Origin of the sequence: Fibrobacter sp. UWB15, from assembly GCF_900177705.1 — a bacterium.
GTDB lineage: Bacteria > Fibrobacterota > Fibrobacteria > Fibrobacterales > Fibrobacteraceae > Fibrobacter.
This window is the reverse complement of sequence record NZ_FXBA01000001.1, coordinates 515,802-535,752: the sequence shown is the minus strand read 5'-3', so window position 1 is coordinate 535,752 and position 19,951 is coordinate 515,802. Positions and strand designations below refer to the sequence as shown.

At 52.2% G+C, this 19,951-nt stretch carries 13 protein-coding genes and 2 tRNA genes; 12 read left to right on the top strand and 3 right to left on the bottom strand.

Annotated features, from left to right (window positions below; all coding sequences use genetic code 11):
* The first annotated feature begins 18 nt into the window (after nt 1-18).
* The 6 genes from B9Y58_RS02260 (at nt 19) to B9Y58_RS02235 (ending at nt 3,725) form a co-directional block, all read left to right on the top strand.
* Entirely contained in the window at nt 19-459 is a 441-nt protein-coding gene (locus B9Y58_RS02260; protein ID WP_072799445.1) for a hypothetical protein, read from the top strand.
* Between the two features lie 102 nt (nt 460-561).
* On the top strand, nt 562-1,323 hold the full coding sequence (gene tpiA / locus B9Y58_RS02255) for a triose-phosphate isomerase (RefSeq protein ID WP_073053882.1): 762 nt from the start codon (nt 562-564) through the stop codon (nt 1,321-1,323).
* A 29-nt stretch (nt 1,324-1,352) separates the two neighbouring features.
* Nucleotides 1,353-1,781, top strand: coding sequence for a preprotein translocase subunit SecG (secG, locus tag B9Y58_RS02250; protein ID WP_073053880.1), 429 nt, complete (start codon nt 1,353-1,355; stop codon nt 1,779-1,781).
* Between the two features lie 39 nt (nt 1,782-1,820).
* Nucleotides 1,821-1,904: transfer RNA gene (locus B9Y58_RS02245), tRNA-Leu, on the top strand.
* Between the two features lie 166 nt (nt 1,905-2,070).
* Nucleotides 2,071-3,423, top strand: coding sequence for a UDP-N-acetylmuramoyl-L-alanine--D-glutamate ligase (murD, locus tag B9Y58_RS02240; RefSeq protein ID WP_073053878.1), 1,353 nt, complete (start codon nt 2,071-2,073; stop codon nt 3,421-3,423).
* Nucleotides 3,424-3,641: 218 nt separating this feature from the next.
* Nucleotides 3,642-3,725 (top strand) — tRNA-Leu (locus tag B9Y58_RS02235).
* A 138-nt stretch (nt 3,726-3,863) separates the two neighbouring features.
* Here B9Y58_RS02235 and B9Y58_RS02230 read toward each other — a convergent pair.
* Entirely contained in the window at nt 3,864-6,047 is a 2,184-nt protein-coding gene (locus tag B9Y58_RS02230) for a carbohydrate-binding protein (protein WP_073053876.1), read from the bottom strand.
* Between the two features lie 181 nt (nt 6,048-6,228).
* Between B9Y58_RS02230 and tgt the strand changes: the two genes are divergently transcribed.
* A complete protein-coding gene (gene tgt / locus B9Y58_RS02225; RefSeq protein ID WP_073053874.1) occupies nt 6,229-7,365 on the top strand; it encodes a tRNA guanosine(34) transglycosylase Tgt in 1,137 nt (378 codons plus the stop codon).
* Nucleotides 7,366-7,544: 179 nt separating this feature from the next.
* Here the strand turns inward: tgt and B9Y58_RS02220 are convergent, their stop codons facing one another.
* Nucleotides 7,545-10,256 (bottom strand): CIA30 family protein, encoded by a 2,712-nt coding sequence (locus B9Y58_RS02220; protein WP_073053872.1) that lies wholly within the window; start codon nt 10,254-10,256, stop codon nt 7,545-7,547.
* Nucleotides 10,257-10,467: 211 nt separating this feature from the next.
* The gene (locus tag B9Y58_RS02215) at nt 10,468-11,202 is read right to left on the bottom strand and encodes an SDR family NAD(P)-dependent oxidoreductase (protein ID WP_073053870.1); all 735 of its coding nucleotides are present in this window, start codon (nt 11,200-11,202) and stop codon (nt 10,468-10,470) included.
* A gap of 249 nt (nt 11,203-11,451) precedes the next feature.
* Between B9Y58_RS02215 and B9Y58_RS02210 the strand changes: the two genes are divergently transcribed.
* From B9Y58_RS02210 to ilvN, 5 genes are all read left to right on the top strand, one after another.
* Complete coding sequence (locus tag B9Y58_RS02210) at nt 11,452-13,101, top strand: SLC5/6 family protein (protein WP_073053869.1); 1,650 nt, start codon at nt 11,452-11,454, stop codon at nt 13,099-13,101.
* A gap of 151 nt (nt 13,102-13,252) precedes the next feature.
* Nucleotides 13,253-16,648 carry an MFS transporter gene (locus B9Y58_RS02205; RefSeq protein ID WP_073053867.1) on the top strand — a complete coding sequence of 1,132 codons (3,396 nt, stop codon included), beginning with the start codon at nt 13,253-13,255 and terminating at the stop codon, nt 16,646-16,648.
* A gap of 112 nt (nt 16,649-16,760) precedes the next feature.
* Nucleotides 16,761-17,267 carry a RidA family protein gene (locus tag B9Y58_RS02200; protein ID WP_072799419.1) on the top strand — a complete coding sequence of 169 codons (507 nt, stop codon included), beginning with the start codon at nt 16,761-16,763 and terminating at the stop codon, nt 17,265-17,267.
* A 353-nt stretch (nt 17,268-17,620) separates the two neighbouring features.
* The gene (ilvB, locus tag B9Y58_RS02190; protein ID WP_073053863.1) at nt 17,621-19,339 is read left to right on the top strand and encodes a biosynthetic-type acetolactate synthase large subunit; all 1,719 of its coding nucleotides are present in this window, start codon (nt 17,621-17,623) and stop codon (nt 19,337-19,339) included.
* Nucleotides 19,340-19,350: 11 nt separating this feature from the next.
* Nucleotides 19,351-19,848 carry an acetolactate synthase small subunit gene (gene ilvN / locus B9Y58_RS02185; RefSeq protein ID WP_072799415.1) on the top strand — a complete coding sequence of 166 codons (498 nt, stop codon included), beginning with the start codon at nt 19,351-19,353 and terminating at the stop codon, nt 19,846-19,848.
* Nucleotides 19,849-19,951 lie beyond the last annotated feature (103 nt).

The following is a 19,951-nucleotide window of genomic DNA, read 5'->3' as shown; positions in this document are numbered from 1 at the left end:
TAATTTATAGGAGTCACTATGAAGCTCTCTCATATTTGCGTGCTTGGCGTGAGTGCCCTGATGTTCTGGGCCTGTGCAAGCCGCTATTCTTCCCCCATTCTGATCGAACGCGGCGAAGGTCGCAAAGAATACGAACGCGAATACTACGCCGTTAAGGAAAGTATGGGCATCGACAAGCGCCTCAAAGACGTGTTCAAGCAGGGTTATATCGAAGAAGGCATGACCAATGACATGGTGAACCTCTTGTGGGGCCCTCCTGACCACGAAAAGACCACCGACAAGCAGAGTATTTGGGAATACTACACCCGCGAAGGCGAACTCATTACCCGCCTTATCTGGAAGCACCCCGACCAGGCTCGCTTGAAGGGCTACGAAGAAGAATGGATCTTGGAAAAGATCGAAGGCGACCGCTACGGTGGTTCCCCGGCTCCGACTTCCAAGCATTCTAGCAACTACTAATAGACGTTTTTTATACGAAAGATTCGCCCTCGGACTACCGGGGGCGGTCTTTTTTTACTAAATTTAGGCGCGTTAAATTTTAAACAACTCAAGGAGTTAATTATGCGTCAGTATATCATTGCTGGTAACTGGAAGATGAACAAGACCGTTAGCGAATCCATTCAGCTCGCTAAGGACATCGTGGAAGCCGTTAAGGACGTGAAGAAGACCGAAGTGGTCATCGCCCCGACTTACCTCGCCGCCGCCAAGGTCGCCGACGTCATCAAGGGTTCCAACGTGAAGCTCGCCATCCAGGACATCCACTGGAAGGACCAGGGCGCATACACTGGTAAGGTTTCTGTGGACATGGTCAAGGAAATCGGTGCCGAATACATCATCATCGGTCACTCCGAACAGCGCCAGTACTTCCACGAAACTGAAGAAACCGTGAACCTCAAGGTCAAGAAGACCCTCGAAGCCGGTCTGAAGCCGATTATTTGCATTGGCGAAACCCTCGACCAGCGTAACGGTGGCATCCTCAAGGAAGTCCTCGGTCTCCAGATCAAGGGCGCATTCAAGGACGTTTCTGCTGAAGACGCAGCCAAGTGCGTTCTCGCTTACGAACCGGTTTGGGCAATCGGTACCGGCGTTACTGCTACCGACGAACAGGCTCAGGACACGCAGGCCTACGCTCGTTCCGTTGTGAAGGAAATCTACGGCGAAGCTGTTGCCGAAGGCATGCGCATCCAGTACGGTGGCTCCATGAAGGGCGCCAACGCTGCCGGCCTCCTCGCTCAGAAGGATATCGACGGTGGTTTGATCGGTGGTGCAGGCCTCAAGGCTAACACCTTCAAGGAAATCATCGACGCTGCCGAAGCTCGCTAATTAAAACTTAAATTCAAGGTAAAACGACTATGACAACACTCTTTTGGATTGGTATCGTCCTGCACGTGTTCCTGTGCCTCTTCCTCATGTTGCTCGTTCTGGTTCAGAATGACAAGATGGGCGGTCTCGCAGGTCTCGGTGGCATGACTTCCCAGTCTGCATTCTCTACCGCAGGTGCCGCGACCTTCATCCAGAAGTTGACCCGCGTCGTGGCCGTGATCTTCTTTATCGTCGTGTTCGCCCTCGGCCTGATTACTGCTAAGCAGGACCAGACCGTAGAAGAATCTTCGATGCAGAAGGCTACCCGCGAAAACGCTGCCCAGCAGCAAGCCCCGGCTCCGGCACTCCCGGCTGACTTTGCAGCTCCCGCTAACGCTGCTGCACCGGCCGCCGACGTTGCTCCGGCTACAGAAGCTCCTGCTTCGGAAGCTCCGGCCGCTCCTGCTGAAGCCAAGTAAGGTTTTGTCTCGCGCGGCTTAGGCTGCGCAGGCAACGCTGCGGTCGTGGTGGAATTGGTAGACACGCTAGCTTGAGGTGCTAGTGGGAGCGATCCCATGACAGTTCAAGTCTGTCCGACCGCATTACGAAGTCCGCCCTGCATTATTGTAGGGTGGATTTTTTTGCCTTTGGCACAGTGTGAAGTGTGGAGTGTGAAGTGAGGGATGAGAAATGTAGTACTCATTATTCATTTCACACCACACATTTCACATTACACATCGTTTTTCTACTTTTCCCCAGAGGTTTTTTATGCAGAATTCTATTGTTGCCCCTGTTGGCGTTTTGGGCTTTGGCGTCGAAGGTCAGAGCACATTCGATTACCTTGTACGTAACGGTGTCAAGGACATCGTTGTCATGGACAAGAACCCGGTGAAGTTGCCGGAAGTCCCCGCCGGCGTAAACGTAAAGGTGTGTTCCGGCGAGAACTATTTGGATGGCCTTAAGGATTGCGTAACGGTGGTGCGTTCTGCAGGCGTCTACCCCATGAGCCCCGCATTGTTCAAGTTCCAGATGAACGGCGGGATGATGACTAGCCAGATTCAGCTGTTTTTAGAACAAACTAAATCAAAGAAGGTTGTAGGCGTTACGGGCACGCTCGGCAAGGGTTCTACCGTGAGCATGATTAGCCACATCCTGACCAAGTGCGGTGTGAATAACAAGATTGGCGGCAACTTCGGTGTGCCGGCGCTTGACCTTTTGAAGGACGAGACGGCAGACCGAGTGAGCATTCTGGAACTTTCGAGCTTTCAGTTGATGACTTTGTCTGTGTCGCCGGACGTAGCTGTGGTGCTGCGCGTGTCGACCGAGCACTTGGATTGGCACCAGAGCGTCGAAGAATACCGCGACGCGAAAGCGAATCTGGTACGTTGGCAAAAACGTGACGGTGCATGCGTGTACTTGAAGGACGCCGCCCCGACGGCAAAAATTGCAAGCGAAAGCCCGGCCAAGACGAAGTACGCCGTGAGCCTAAGCGACGGCCCGAGCGCTGGCGACGGAGACGCCGTAATTGAAGGCGCCACGCTCACAATTGACGGCGAAAAATTGTTCCTGTCGGACTGCAAGGTACGCGGTATTTACCAGCTTGAAAATATGGCGGCGGCAACCCTCGCCGTGAAAGCCTTGGGAATCAAGGTGGCCGATGCCTTCGAAGCCCTCAAGAGCTACGAGACACTCCCCTTCCGTATGGAATTCAAGGGCAAAAAACGCGGCATTGAATTTTACAACGATAGCTACGCCACTCGCCCGGACGCAACGATTGCAGCAACAGCAAGCATGAAGCGCCCCTTCGCGCTCATTCTCGGCGGTTCCGAAAAGAACGCCGACTTTACCGAGCTCTCGCAGATTCTGGTGAACGACCGCCCGAACCTCAAGCGCGTAGCGCTCATCGGCGCTACCGCCGAACGCATGCTAGAATCCTTGCAGCAGGCCGGACTCCAAGTTTCGGCGAAAATCTTCCCCACTCTGGAAGAAGCATTTGCAGACAGTTTGCAAATCGGCGAAGGTGGCACCGTCATTATGAGCCCCGCCTGCGCAAGCTTCGGACTGTTCAAGAACTACAAAGTCCGCGGCCAAGTGTTTGACAAGCTCGTCGCCGACTTGTAATTCAGACATCGTTCTAACCAATGCGAAGGAAATTCCCACCATACGTGGGCCTGCGCACTAAGCAAACAAGTTAGAGAAGCAGTCTTTTATTAGGCTGCTTTTTTTGGTAGCGAGAAGAATAAAAGAGATTTTTTCACTTTTTTTTATAAAAAACAATCCTTACCCCTTTACAAGCGTAACAAATTATACTAAATTTGGGCTGTTCCGCTAAGGACCACGCGGTCGTGGTGGAATTGGTAGACACGCTAGCTTGAGGTGCTAGTGGGAGCGATCCCATGACAGTTCAAGTCTGTCCGACCGCAGAAGAAAGACTCAGTGAAAACTGAGTCTTTTTTCGTTTTTGCGAAGCCGATTCCGAATCAAGTTCAGAATGACTTGCAAAAAAAATCCTCCCGGCACCGAAGTACCAGGAAGACTTGTTGGAGGTGTATGTAGGAAGCTTATTTGGTGAAGTTCACCACAAAGGTCTTATTGCCCTGCTTGAGCATATAGACGCCTTTCTTGAAACCGGCGGACTTGAGCGCTGCAGAAGCGTCGCCCTTACGAGCCATATCAACCGTTCCAAGCACGGTGCCCTTCAGGTCAAACACACGGTAAGATACAGAAGCGTTGTTCTGGAGTTTGACCGGAGCGATAGCCGTCGTTGTTTCCGGGGCATCCTTACCAGCCACAAAGTTGAAGTAGTCAACGTCAAACCAGTCGCCAGTCACTTCGAAGCGGAGGATGTGTTCGCCTGCGGGGAGCGTCAGGTTAGCCTTCACCTTGGTAAAGTCATCCCAGCTAGAGCCAGAAACAGCCACTTCGGCCACAGCATCACCATCGACAGAGAGCTTAAAGCCTGCAGTCGAATTGTCGGTTGCAACAGAAGCGTACATGGTGTAATCGCCCGCTTTCTTCACGTTCACGGAGTATTCGAGCCATTCGCCAGCCTGGTTGTAACCCACAACGACGCCCGTTTCCTTTTCGTAAAGGTCAACGCCAGTGTCCTTGCGCAAGTCGCTATCACCGTGGTTGTCGGAATCATTTTCGGCATAGGAATCGTTACCAGCGCCGTAACCCGGTTCATCGAAATTTTCGGCTTCAATCTTGCCCGGAATATCCCAAGCCTTGCCGCCAAAAGGAGTCTGCGGTTCAGGTTCACGCTTCGTACCCTGGAATTCCCATTCGAGAATGCCCATGGTCGAATCCTTTCCATTATTCTTGAACACGAAGAACACCTGGTCGATAACACCTGTAAGGCCCTTCATTTCGCAATCGTTATCCACGAAGGTCGTGTTATTGGCTGTCTTTGCAAGTTCGCAAGTACCAGCGAGCGTGCCGCTAGCGCTACCCGTATGGATTTCAATCTTGTTGCCGTCGCCTACGTTTGCGGCCTTGATGCGGAGATTTTCGGCACCTTTACCAAAGTCCACGCCAGTAACGCGGATCCAGGATTCGCTACGGCTCGTGAGCGGCAAAAGCACGTGCTTCACCGGCTGTCCCTTGGTCCAGTCGGTACGGCTACGGATGTTCAGCTGCTTGGAACTCGTCGTTGCCTTGTAGGTCTTGTACGGGTCAAAGTTCTTGATCTGCTTCGGTCCTTCACGGGTGAAGGTGAGCTTGTTCATCTTGTCGCCACTCCAGGTGAGTTCATCGATGGACACGCTTCTGTGGTTTTCGTAGTTCGGGTTTTCGGAACGCACCCCCTGCTGCGTCGTTGCTGCCGGATGGTTGTCGGAAGTCACTAGGCGGCGATCGTGGTAAACCGCATACCACTTGTCCTTGAACGGAGCAAAGCCATGGTGGTTGTTGCCGCCTTCGCCATGAGCGTCCGGCACAGAACCGATGCCCGGAATGACCTGCCCCACATAGTTGTAAGGGCCCATGATCTTGTTGGACGTACCGTAATCGATAATCTGGCTACGGTTATTGAAACTCAGGTAATAGGTGCTACCCTTCTTATGCAGGTACGGCGCTTCAAAGGAATTCGGCAGCTGGACACGAGTAAGGGAGTTCTTGTCCATGGTAATCTTGCCGTTGCTTTCGGTAAACTTGATGATATCGAAGTTGTTGCCGTAGGGGCGCTGGCCGCTTTCACCACCGCCAAAGATTACGTAGCCCGTGCCGTCGTCATCGAAGAAAATGCCCGGGTCAAAGCAGTGCGCGATACCGTCACAGCCGCCAATAACGCTGTTGCCACCGCCGGCGATTCTGTTCACGCCATGAGATGCCTGAATCGGGTCTGTATAGGGGCCATCGATTGCCGGGGCGGTAATCATGCCCACGCCGCTCGCGCCATCAGGGTAAACGATATAGACCTTGCCGTTCTTCACTGCGATGCCCGAAGCCCAGGTATTGTTCGGGTAGCTCCCGAATTCACGCTTGGAACGGAAAATCATGCCGTGGTCGGTCCAGTTTTTCATGTCTTCAGAGGTGAAGGCATAAAGACCGACAATGTCGTAGTTCCAGTTTGTCTGGTTGTTGTAGTCATCGACGTCGGTCAAAATGTAGAAGGTATCACCATCAGAGGCGCAAGAGGGGTCCGCCAGATAATGGTAAGATGAAATGGGGTTGTCGGCCAAGCCAAACACTGCAAGACCAGCCACAAGACAGGCGAATCTTTTCCACACCTTTTTGTAATCCATATATCACTCCATGCAAGGGCTACAACTTGTAGGCCCATCCAAAATTAAAGTTACCCCTTTTTGGCTCCAAAAAACACATTTATAAGGGGAATCCTATGGATAAATTGACAACGGGGCGACGTAGCCGCAGCAGGCAGAACTTAGTTGGTAGAACTTAGAATTATTTCTAAATTTATGCATAATGAACCGTTTTGAACTTCTAAAGATCTCCCAAAAATCGAAAGCGCGTCTTGGCGTGGTCCATACCGACCATGGCGACGTGACAACGCCGATTTTTATGCCTGTGGGCACCGAAGCGACCGTAAAAGCGGTCACTCCCGCGCAGCTTAAGGACATCAAGGCCGAAATCATTTTGGCAAACACCTACCACCTTTACCTGCGCCCCACTACCCCGCGAATCGCAAAAGCGGGCGGAATCCATAAGTTTATGGCGTGGGACGGCCCGGTTTTGACGGATAGCGGCGGATTCCAGGTGTGGAGTTTGAAGGATTTGCGTAAAATTACGCCTGAAGGCGTGGAATTCAGAAGCATTCTGGACGGTTCAAAGCACTTTTTCAGCCCGGCAAGCGTCATGAACGCCCAGCGCGAAATCGGCGCGGATATCATTATGGCGCTCGACGAATGCACCCCGTTCCCGAGTACCGCCAAGGAAGCCGAGCATAGCCTCAAGTTCACGCTCAAGTGGACCGCCGAGGCCATGCAATGGCTCAAAGAGCACCCGCCCATTCATGGTTACGACCAGCAATTCTTCGGAATCATTCAGGGCGGTATGCACAAGGACCTGCGCAAGCAGGCTATCGAGCGTATTGCCGAACTCGGCCCCGACGGTTATGCCATGGGCGGACTTTCGGTTGGCGAACCGACCGAGACCATGTACGAAATCGCCGATTTTTGCACCGACATTTTACCCAAGGACCACGCCCGCTACGTGATGGGTGTGGGCACGCCGTGGAACTTGCTTGAACTCATCGAGCGCGGCGTGGACATGTGCGATTGCGTCATGCCCACGCGCAACGCCCGTAACGGCATGCTATTCACCAGCGAAGGGGTGTTGCGCTACAAGGCCGCCCGCCATGCCGAAGAATTCGACAAGCCCGTGGACCCGAATTGCGACTGCTACTGCTGCCGCAACTTTAGCCGTGCCTACCTGCGCCACCTGCACCATGCCGGCGAATCGCTCGGATTTACGCTTGCAAGCATCCACAACCTGCATTTTTACTTGCACCTGATGCGAGAGGCCAAGCAGCACATCGCCGACGACACCTTCGAGGAATGGAAGCGGGAAAAGTGCGAGATACTGCAACGCGACCTACAGTAATTTTCAGATGATAAATGCCGATGCTGAACCAACCCTGAAACAAGTTCAGGGTGACGTTGTTCAGCATGACTTGCTGACCCTGAAATAAATTCAGGATGACCGCAGAACACAAAAAACTCCGGTTAAACCGGAGTTTTTTTAAAGGTGATCCCCGCCTTCGCGAGGATGACAATTGAGGATTAGCGGATGCTAATGCGGGCGGTCTGAGCGGCCTTCACGGTCTTGACGCGGACCACGTAGTTACCGCGATTCAGGCTTTCGAGAGAAACCTGATGGTTGCCGGCGGCACTTTCGAGGTGGTTCATGACCATGTTACCCTGCATGTCGAACACCTGGATGCGGGCTGCAGCGGTGGTCGTCACGTTGAGCATAGAACCGTTCACGCTGAGCTTGAGCGGGCTTGCAGCCTTGGCCATGCGAATACCCGAAGAAGCGTTCACGCACTTGAAATCATCCACATAGAGGAAGTTGAGTGTCGGCTGGTATTCAATATTCTTGTAACCAATCACTTCCCAAGCGAACTTCTTGATGTTCTTCTTGTTCAAGTCAACCGGTTCACCCCAGCTCGGCTGAGAGATATCATCCCAGCTGGCCACAACAGTCGTCCATTCAAGAGCATCTTCGAAATTGATTTGGTGATATGCGTAATCAGCCACTTGACCGTCTTGGATCTTGAAGGTATGAGCACTACCTCTGTAGCGGTAGCTCAAAGCGGAGCAAGCGCTGAGGTCGACACCCTTAGAGGTATCAGCATTCGTATTGAGGCCGAGAGCGACAAACGGAGCTTCCTTATAGGTTCCCTGGTTCCATTGGATTTCGGTCAAAGCGGAAAAACCCTTCGATGCATTAGTGACATCAGCGGTGCCCGGGAATACCACAACATAGCCACCGAGGGTGTTGTCATAGACGTTGGCAATCTTGGAAAGTCCACCCGGTTCCTTGTCGGTATAGGCATACCAGGTACCAGTCGTAGCGGCAACTTCATCACAATCTTCGAAGTCATCGATGACCATGAGGTCAGTAATCACCGGAGCGACAGAAGAAGAGGAGAGCGTCGGAGCAACGCTAGAGCTGGACTTGCCTCCCTTGCTGGAGCTAGACTTGTCCTGACCATTGCTGGAACTGGACTTGCCACCCACAGAAGAAGAAGACTTCGGAGAGTCGCCGGCACCACCGCTAATAGCAGTAAAGCTGAGGCCATCGCACTTCACGTCATCGATGTAGAGGTACGGATACTTGGGCTGGTTGATATCGTCCGGAACCTTTTCAAGGCCCTTGATTTCCCAAGAAAGACGAGTTGCATGAGCCATGTTGATCGGCTTGGAGCGTGAATCGTCACCCCAAGTTTCCTGTTTCAGCATATCGGTCGTGATTTCGACTTCCTTCCAGCCTTCAGAGGCGTCCTTGTTCACGCGATGATAGTTATAGTCAGTAACGTCAGTCGTTTCGATTGCGAAGTTATGGCTGGCCCCCTTGTACTTGTACTTAATGGTAGAGCACTTGGAGAAATCTGCATAAGCCTTCGGAGAATCCTTCTTTTCCTCCTTCAGGAGAGTGAGGAACATCTTGATATACGGACCGTAATCAAGAGTACCCTTACCAATCTTCACGTCCTTAAGGGCCGCGACATACTTAGAGGTGTTCTTGCTGTCGCCACTGACCGGGTACACAACCTGGTAGGTCGTATTGCCAAAGTCATCTTCAATCTTGTCGTTAGAAATGGAGCTCTTACCGCCATTTTCCTGGTCTTCGATAGCAGCCCATGCACCGCCAAGGTAGCCATAACGGTCACCATCTTCCATGTCATCGAGAATGGAAGTCGAAGCACCGTTTGCGACACCCGTAGAGAAGCCGGATTCTTCTTCGGCATCACCATTCTGGAGGCCGCAATCCTTATAGGAAGCGCCACCGAGCTTGCCCTTCACATACTTACCGGAATTGGTGTAGGAAAAGCCGTTTTCAAATACTGCAGTAGAGAATGCTGCAGAGGTTTCGTTCATGGCAGAAGCGTTCCAGTTCGTCCAGGACACGCCCTTCTGAGCCATCCATTCAACCCACTTGTTACTGGAGCCTTCATCCGGTTGGCCATCACCGTTGGCATTGACGGTACCCCATTCGGTAGCGAACACCGGAACACCCTTACCCATAGCAGATTCAGCAGCCTTGTTGTAGCCGCCATCGCCCATGTAGTGGGTTGCAGCATAAAAGTGAAGCGTGCAACCATAGTTCTTGTCGGAAATACCTGCATTAGCGCAAGCATCCGGCTGGCTAGACCATCCCGGGCTACCCACGAGGATAAGGTTGTCGGAATACTTACGAATGACCGGAATCACGCGATCGGCATGCTGCTTCACGGCATCCATGCTACCGGTCGGTTCGTTCCAGATTTCGAAAATCACGTTGTTGTACTTACCGTATTCCTTGGCTGCGTATTCAAAGAATTCGACAGCGGCATCAGTGAAGCCTTCGGAACTTTCGATGTGCCAGTCAATGATGACGTAAATGTCCTTATCAACTGCAGCGTTCACCACGGACTTGAGCAAAGCCTTCTGGAAGCCTTCGCCACCCGTCGTGTAAGAACGGCCCGAGCTATTGAACTTTTCGTCTGCTGCACCGAGAGCAAAACGAACCACTTCGACGCCCATGTCGTCGACCAGGCGGTTAATGCCCTTTTCAGAGTAAAAGTCGGTAGAATAGGTATTGCCCGAGCTCCAGAAAAGGCTCATGCCCTTGACCTGGACAGCCTTGTTGGCATATTCGGGACAAGAACCCGAAAGTTTGCCACCATTGGCCTTAAGTTCGCCGTAAGTGCTAACAGGGCCGACCCTGCTTGCCGTGATTGCCATGGCGGACACCGCAGCCATAGACATAATCGCAAGAATCTTTTTCATTCTAGACCTTTTGGTTTATGTTAAAAACCAATCCCTTATTAATCCCACATAAAAAATAGTAATGAGAAGAATAATTTCCTTGTAATATTTTTTTATAGTTTTTTTGAGCCCTATAAGCACAGCGTTCCTAAACATCTTTTTACAAAAAGAAAGTCCCACCCGAAGGCAGGACTTTCTCCATTGTAAAATTTCAAACACCTCGATTTTACAATTACTCCACAGACTTGCCCTTTTCAACAGCGTCGGCAAGGGACATGCCAGTAAATTCCTGAGCACTGAACCAGCGGCCACTCTTCTTGTCGTCGAGCATGACAGACACCATGGAACCCGGAATCACGCTTTCGGGGGCGTTAGGAGCGTTGGGGCCACCGAGATCGGTGCGCAACCAACCCGGATCCATCACGTTCATCATAACATCGGTACCATTCAGCTTGCAGGCAAAGTCCTTGACAAATTTTGTCAGAGCAGCCTTGGCGCAGGCGTAACCCATGAGTTCGGGTTCGTTGGCGATGCCACTAGTGGTAAGCTGCATACGGCCAAAGCCACGCTTGATCATGCCCGGCAAAAAGTGGTAGGCAATCTTGATTGGAGCCAAGAAATTCACCGCCATGGCCTGGTGGAAGTCTTCCATGGTATTGGTGAGATAATCGGTAAAATAGTGGCTCATGAGGCCGGCGTTGTTGAACACGATGTCGACCTGCACGCCCCAGGAATCGATCTCGGCGAGAGCGGCATCGATTTCGCAAGCATGTTCGAGGTTGCAACCCACTGCGCGGACTTCGACACCGTACTTCTTGATTTCGTTCATTACCGGTTCAGCATGGGACTTGTCGCGGCCCTGCAGAATGATATTTGCGCCGAGCTTCGCCATTTCGATAGCGGTGAGACGGCCCACTCCGCGGCAGCCGCCAGTAATCAAGGTCCATTTGCCCTTAACGTCGATCATAATTCATCCTTTATTTTTTCTGCGAGGGTAACCCCACCCTCTCGGTTTATGAATATAAAGATAGACTTCAGCGAGACAAAAAGCACCGAATTTTTCAAGAAATCTGTATACAAGAGTAAATAAACTCTATTACAAACACAATACAAGCTCTTTTTTTCCGCGCCACACGGATTCGAATTCGCCAACGTAAATTCTTATTCATACGGATAAATGCTAGATTTGTTCCGAAAAAAAATAAGGATGTGAAAAATGAAAAGCTCTAGAGACAACTGGGGTTCGAAACTTGGTGTGATTCTCGCGGTCGCGGGTTCCGCCGTCGGACTTGGCAACTTTTTGCGTTTCCCGGTGCAGGCAGCCACAAACGGTGGCGGCGCCTTCATTATCCCCTACCTCATTGCCTTCTTGCTTTTGGGCATTCCTCTTTCTTGGATGGAATGGACGCTTGGCCGCGCTGCCGGTAACAAACACCACGGTACCGCCCCCGGCGGATTCCACTACATTCTGAACAAGAAACCCTGGGCCAAGTACCTCGGTTCGCTCGGGCTCTTGCCTCCGCTGTTCATCAGCTTCTACTATATCTTTATCCAGTCTTGGATTCTCGCGTTTACCTACTACTCTGCCACAGGCAAACTGATGGAAGTGGTCGCCGGCGGTTACGAACCGATGAAGGAATTCTTCGGCAACTACATCATGCTGAACACCAAAGTCGGCCCTGTTCCTGCCGCCATTCTCTTCTTCTTGCTCACCTTCGCCTGCAACATGGGGCTCCTGTCGTTCGGCGTGCGCAAGGGCATTGAACGCGTGAACAAGATCACCATGCCGATTCTTTTGATTATGGGCATTATCCTTGTGGTGCGCGTGCTTACGATTACCGATATCGGTAAGGGACTCGCTTTCGTGTGGAACCCGAACCTTTCCGAAATTTTCAACCCCACGGTTTGGCTCGCCGCCTCTGGTCAGGTCTTCTTTACCATGAGCCTCGGTATGGGCATCGTTTTCTGCTACGCCAGTTACCTGAAGCCCAAGGAAGACCTGGTGCTTTCGTCTTTAACGGCAAGTGCCACCAACGGCTTTGCCGAAATTATCCTCGGCGGCACGATTGTGATTCCGATGGCCGTACTCATTGCCGGTAACAACATCGAAGAATGCGCAAAGCTCGGTACCTTCGGCCTCGGATTCCAGACCATGCCGTTCGTATTCGGCCAGTTGCCCTTTGGCGGATTTTTCCAGACGCTTTGGTTCGCGATGCTCTTTATCGCGGGCGTCACGAGCGCCATTTCGATTATCCAGCCTCTGATTAGTTTCTGTGAAGACGACCTGAAGTTTAGCCGCAAGGGCTCCATTACCGCCACCAGTACAGTGACCTTCTTGGGAGGCCTTGTGGGTATTTTCGGCCTTGCCGCAGGCGCGGTCGACGAGCTCGACTTCTGGGGCGGAAGCTTCTTGCTGGTGGTTCTCGGCACCATTCAGGCGTTCATTTTCTCGTTCGTACTCGGCCGCCGCAAATCCAACGTGATTGGCGAAGACGGCAAGCCGGAATGCGAAGCTTTCGCATTGATGAACGACGGCGCCGCATTGAAACTCCCCCGATTCTTTAGGCCGATCATTATGTACGTGTGCCCGATTTACCTGGCAATCGTGCTAGTCGCCTGGATCATTCACGACGGCATGGGCGTGCTCCTGTTGAGTAACGTTCCGGCCGATGCCAAGGTGACATTCCTCGGCAGCGAATTCTCGCAGATTGGCTTTACCTGGGGCGTCCGCGGGTTCCTGCTCGCTCTCGTAGTGCTTTTAAACGTCGCTATCTACTACGCCTGGAAAAAGAACGGCCCGGCCAGAAAGACCACCGTTCTCCACAAGCAGAATATGACCGTCGGCAATTCCGACGAGGAGGCATAACATGGAATTTTCTACTAGCGGCCTGATTTTTATGGTCCTTTCGTGGGCAGGTATTATCGGGATGTGCACTTTCTGCTTCTACAAGGTGTTCAAGAAGAAATAGACGAAAGAACGGACCTACGGTCCTACAGACAAGAGACGAAAGATTAAGATGAAACTTACAAAGTACCAGAGTTCCATAGCCTATTTAATTTTTGTTTTCTGTAGCATTTTTGTGCAGATGGGCCTGTTCGTCCATTTCCAGAGATGGCTGTCCATCTCGTTCGAGGGGTCCGCCTTCTGGTGGCGCAGCATGCTTTTACAATTTGCCATTTTTGCACCGAGCATCTTTATGCTCCCAGCAGCCAGCTATTTTGCAGGCCGATTCCACAAGGGTCGCGTCATGGCATGGTCTTCGGTGGGAATGCTTGCCTCCGTGATTGCCGTCGTGGTCTGCTACGTGGCTGGAGCCGAATGGGTCGCCTACGGACTCCTCGGGCTGTACGGAATATTCCTTGCGGTACTGAGCCCGGCCAAACTTGGTATCATGAAGGAAATGGTCGAAAGCGAAGACCTCGTTAAAATTAACTCCTGGTATATGGCGCTTTCTGTTCTCGGTACTGCTGCAGCGGCTTTCTTCGCCATGGGACTTTCTGGCAGGCCTGATTCACCCATCAGTATCGACCTTACGCTTTGGATTTATCTCGGCTTAAGTGTCGTGACAACGATTGCAGGCTTTTGCATCAAGGTCGGCGAGACGCACGACAACCTCAAGATGCGTTCCCCCATGCGAAATTTCTCGGCCACCTGGAGCCACCCGATTGTACGTCTTTCGATTCTTGGTCTTGCCGCCTTTTGGGGCGTGACGCAGATTTTCTTGATTTTGATTCAAGACTTGGCGAACATGCTGAACACAGCCGTGATTCCGATTTCCATGTTCATCGTGACCGCCGGCTATGTGGTTGGAGCATTCTCTGCCAGTTGGGCTTCCAAGGGCTTTGTCGAAACAGGCCTGATCCCGTTTGCAGCAGTAGCCTCCGCTATAACCATGTTTGCACTCCCGTTCGTACATAACGCCTGGTTGCAGGCGATCCTTTACGGCATTATCGGCTGGAGCGCCGGCTGCGCCTTCGTGATTTTGCGTACGGTCATTCAAAGCTACACCCGCCCCGATACAGCAGGCCGCATTCACGCAGTGGCAAACTGCATTCAGATGGCTGCACTCGTGCTGATTATGGGCGGCCAAACATTGCTCCTCATCTTTACGCCGATTACGCTCGATTACTGCTTTATGATTTTAGCGGTAATCCTTGCACTTTGCTTTATTGCAACCCTCAAAAACAACCCGATGGCCCTTTTGCGAGCAACACTCCGCTTTGCTTTCGCCTTCGTATTCCGTTACCGCGTCAAGGTCATGGGTGTGCAGAACATTCCCGAATCTGGCCCTGTTCTCTTGGTGGGTCCGCATTTCAGCTTTATCGACTGGGCGGTGCTCCAGATTGCTTCGCCGAGACCTCTCCGCATTGCAAGCAACCGCAACACATTCGCCGACTGGTACCAGCGCTGGTTCTTCCACGGGAACTTCCTAATTAGCATTAACCGCCGCGATCCAGGCCCCGCTATGGAAGAAATCCACAAGGCTCTCTTGAATGGCGAAGCGGTCGTGATTTTCCCTGAAGGCGAAGTTTCGAAGACCCCGTTCGTATCAACCTTCTCGCTCGATTATTCCAAGGCCATCGAAGGCACCGAAACTCCGATCATTCCATTCTACATTCAAGGCCTTTGGGGCAGCCGTTACAGCCACGCCAGCGAATGCGTAAACCGTCCGCAGTCCTTTAACCGCATTATTAGCGTCGGTTTTTCGAAGCCGCTTCCTACGAACGCAACCGAAAAAGAAATCCGCCACGACCTAGAACTTCTGGACACCGATATTTGGAATGCCGCCATGGACCATTCCGCATCGATAGTCCCGCTTTGGTTCAAGGCTATGCGCAAGCGCCGTTCCCGCGTGATGCTGATTGACCCCGCCGGCAACCATGTCAACGGCTACGACATGATTCGATTGTGCCACCACTTCGGCAAAGTCATCAAGTCTGTCGCGAAGGGTGACCGCAACGTGGGCTTTATGCTTTCGACTAGCCGCGATGCCGCTCTTGGCATTATGTCGATTCTCGGTACCGGCAAAACGACGGTGAACCTGAACTATTCCGCTCCGGTCGATACGATTCTCGGCTGCATCGAAAAGGCAGACATTTCTACAGTCGTTACTACCCACGCCTTCTTCGACAAGCTCTGTGGAAAGAATGTCGCCTTCGGACAAATCGCCGGCAAATGCCAGATGATTTACCTGGACGAAGAAGAAGCCAAAATATCGACCATCTGTCGCCTAGTTTCGACATTTATCATCCATTTCTGTCCGGCAGCGATTTTACGCCATCTATGGTTTACCTCGGCCAACCTGAACGACGATGCAGTCATCCTCTTCAGTTCGGGTTCCGAAGGAACACCGAAGGGTGTTGAACTCACCCACAAGAACGTGATCTCGAACGCCCAGCAGGGAGACCACATTATCAAGCTCCGTCGTACCGACGTAATGACATCGCTACTTCCGCTGTTCCATTCGTTCGGTTTTACCATGACATATATGATGCCGCTTTTGGACGGTGTGCCCATGGTGCTCTGCCCCGACCCGACCGACATCAAGACGCTCGCCCGCGTGTGCGCCCAGTACAAGACCACGATTATGATGGGGACTCCGACTTTCCTGCGCGCCATCGCCATTAACCGCTGGGTACACCCGATGTGTTTGGATTCATTGCGTTACATCATTGCCGGTGCCGAAAAGCTGCGCCCCGAAATGCGCGAAACATTCAAACTCAAGTTCGGCAAAGACGTTTACGAAGGCTACGGTTGCACCGAGCTTACACCGCTTGCAACGCTCAACGCCCCGAACGTGCTGCTGGACGACTTCTTGACCATGGAAAAGTGCAGCGACAATTCAAGCATCGGCATGTCAGTGCCAGGCTCCGTCTGCGCGATCATCGACCCGGAAACCAACGAATTCCTGCCCAACGGCGAAGAAGGCATGTTGGTGGTGACCGGCCCCCAGGTGATGAAGGGCTACCTGAAAGACAAAGAAAAGACTGACTCCGTGGTCATCAACATCAATGGCCGTCGCTGGTACAAGACGGGTGACAAATGCAAACTCACTCCGGACGGATTCGTACAGATTCTCGGCCGCTACAGCCGCTTCGCTAAGCTCGGTGGCGAAATGATTTCGTTGACGGCTGTGGAATTGCGCATCGCAGAATCCAAGGTCATGGAAGATTGCGAATTCGCCGTTACGGCAGTGCCCGATTCCGCCAAGGGCGAAAAGATTGTGCTCCTGGTCAAGGGCAACGTGAACGCCGAAGACGTTTCTCGCAACCTCCGCAAGGCAGGCATTCCGCCGCTCATGCAGCCGGGTGCGGTATTTGTCGTAGACAACATTCCGAAGCTGGGTTCCGGCAAGTGGGACTTCAACGGAATGAAGAAAATGGCTCTGGAGCTTGTCGAAAAGAAAGCATAAGCCCCACACTAAACGATATTACACGGCAATTTATACATAGAGTGTAAATTGCCGTTCTTTTTTGCAGATAAAATTGTATATTAATGGGGCAAAAAATGAGCAAGGAGTCTATATGGAACAAATCGTTAAAAAAGTTCAAGAACTGGGATTGACGCTCCCCAAGTGCCCCGCACCGCTCGCCGCCTATGTTCCTGCCACTCGAAATGGCGACACCATTTATGTTTCGGGCCAACTGCCCTCGGTAAACGGTGATTTTTCCGCATTTTGCGGTTCTGTGCCTACTGACATTTCTGTTGAAAAAGCCACTGAAGGCGCCGCTATTTGCCTTATGAATAACGTGGCCGCAGCCCTCTCGCTGCTAGAAGAAAACGAGACCCTCCGCTTGGTCCAGATGCAGGGCTTTGTGCAGTCTGCACCGGGATTCCATGAACAGCCGAGCGTGCTGAATGGCGCCAGCGAACTTGCCGTGAAGATTTTTGGCGAAAACGGAAAGCATGCCCGTACTGCCGTAGGCGTATCGAATTTGCCCAAGAATGTGGCTGTCGAAATCAGCTGTACCTTCCAAGTTTTAAAGGCTGAAGCCAAGTTCAACGGCCGCTACGGCTGGATTGAAGGCTAAAAAAGTCTATTTTTCATAAAAAACGTCCTTTCCGAGACTCTTTCGGCTTTCGAAAGGGTCTTTTTACTTAAGTTTCACTTCAAAAGCACACGATTTACTTTATTCAAAATTTAATTTTTAGCAAATTTAAGCACAAAACACACCAATTTCAAAAGCCCAAAACAAAGACTTTTTCAAAAATAGAGTAAAAAACAGCAAACTTTTTAGAGTGCAAGGTATAAAAAAGCACAACTTTCCAAAAAAACTTTAAAATTTTCAGATATTTCGGAGTAAATATCTTGCCACTAGGGGGCATTCGTTCTATATTTCTGCCATATTTTTTGAACAACAACCCGTTAAGTACAGGAAATTATATGGCAAATTCTCCATTAAGTGGCGCAGAGGTGATTATTGAATGCCTCAAGCGCGAAGGAATTGATACCATTTTCGGTTATCCCGGTGGATCGGCCATCCCGATGTTCGACGCCATTCTGGATTCCAATATTAAAGTCGTGTTGACCCGCCACGAACAGGGCGCTACCCACATGGCCGACGGTTACGCTCGCCAGACCGGCAAGGTCGGCGTTGCTCTCGTCACCAGCGGCCCGGGCGCAACCAACACCTTTACCGGTATCTACACCGCCCTTATGGATTCTAGCCCGATCGTGGTTCTTGCCGCCCAGACGACTACTCCGAACTTGGGTAAGGACGCCTTCCAGGAATGCGATACAAGCGGTATGACTTTTGCAGCCGTGAAGCATTCTTACCTGGTGAAGGATTCCAACGACCTTCCGCGCGTGATGAAGGAAGCCTTCCACATCGCACGCAGCGGCCGTCCGGGCCCCGTGCTGATTGACTTGCCGAAGGACGTGACCGCAGGCCCCTGCACCGCTCCGTTCACCGACAAGATGGACCTTCCGGGTTACAAGATCCCGAGCTACGCTTCTACTGAAAGTGTCGAAAAGGCCGCCGAATACCTGAAAAAGTCCAAGAAGCCGCTTTTGCTCGTGGGCCACGGCGCCATGATTTCGGGTGCTAGCCGCCAGGTGAAGGAACTCGCCGAAAAGTTGAACGCCCCCGTGTGCTGCACTTTGCTCGGCCTTGGCACCTTCCCGACCGACCATGAACTTTCTTTGGGTATGCTCGGCATGCACGGCACCGTGTACGCCAACAAGGCCGTTCTCGATTGCGACTTGATTCTTTCGATCGGTAGCCGCTGGGACGACCGTATTACCGGTAAGCTTGACGTTTTCTGTAAGGACGCTATCAAGATGCACATCGACATCGACCCTGCCGAAGAAGGCAAGGTGTTGCAGCCGGATGTGTTCATGTGCGGCGACGCAAAGCTCGTTCTGGAACAGCTCCTGCCGCTCGTGGGTAAGCTCGACACCGCCGAATGGGTGAAGACTTGCCAGTCCTGGAAGAAGCGTTTCCCGCTGACCTACCCGAAGCAGGGCGGTCTCCGTATGCAGCACATTGTTCAGACTGTTAGCGACCTAACGCAGGGCAAGGCCATTGTCACGACTGACGTGGGCCAGCACCAGATGTGGGTGGCTCAGTTCTTCCACACCAATTATCCGCGCCAGCTCCACTCCAGTGGCGGCGCAGGCACCATGGGCTTTGGCCTCCCGTCTTGCATTGGCGCCGCTTTCGGCAACACCACCGGCTGGCCGGTGGTGACCTTCTGCGGTGACGGTGGTTTCCAGATGACCGAAGCAGAACTTGCAACAGCCGCCATCCACAAGCTCCCCATCAAGATCTTCGTGATGGACAACAAGTACCTGGGCATGGTGCGCCAGTGGCAGGACATGTTCTACGACAAGCGCTACAGCTGCGTGGACATGAAGGGCAACCCCGACTTCGTGAAGCTCGCCGAAGCCTACGGCATCCTGGGACTCCGCATCAAGCGTAGTGCCGACGCCGAACGCGTGATCCAGAAGGCTCTGGAATACAACGAAGGCCCGGTGCTCATCCACTGCGAATGCGAAAAGGAAGACAACGTGTTCCCGATGATTCCGGCCGGAGCTCCGATTACGAGCATGATTACCGAACAGCCGAAGACTCAACTTGAAAAGCCCACGGGATCGACCTAAGGAGATAAGCCATGTTAAAGGATAAAGCACATTCTATTAGTTTGTTAGTTGCAAACCGCCCGGGCGTGCTCGTGCGCATCGCCCTCGTGTTCTCCCGCCGTGGTTACAACATCGATTCCCTGGTGGTCTCCCCCACGCTCGACCCGAACTTTAGCCGCATGAACATCATCGCTCACGGCAATCCCGAGATCTTGATGCAGATTATCAAGCAGCTCGAAAAGCTCGTGGACGTGGTGCAGGCCAAGGACCATACCGATACCGACGCCGTGGAAAAGGAACTCGCACTCATCAAGGTGCGTTGCACTCCGGACCAGCGTACCGAAATTCTGCAGCTTTGCGACCACTTCCACGCCAACACCGTGGACATGACCGCTACTTCGATGATCATCCAGATCACCGGAAACAGCCAGAAGGTCGACACGCTCAAGAGCCTGTTGCAGAAGTTCGAAATCGTCGAATACATTCGCACGGGTAAGGTCATCATGCTCCGCGGCGAAGAACAGACGTAGCGAACGCAAAGCGTTCGCAGTAGGCAGTAAACAGTAGACAGTAGACAGTTTTTGTAGACAGCTGCAACTCTTGCGCCTAGATTTTAGGAAATCCGCTCCGAAA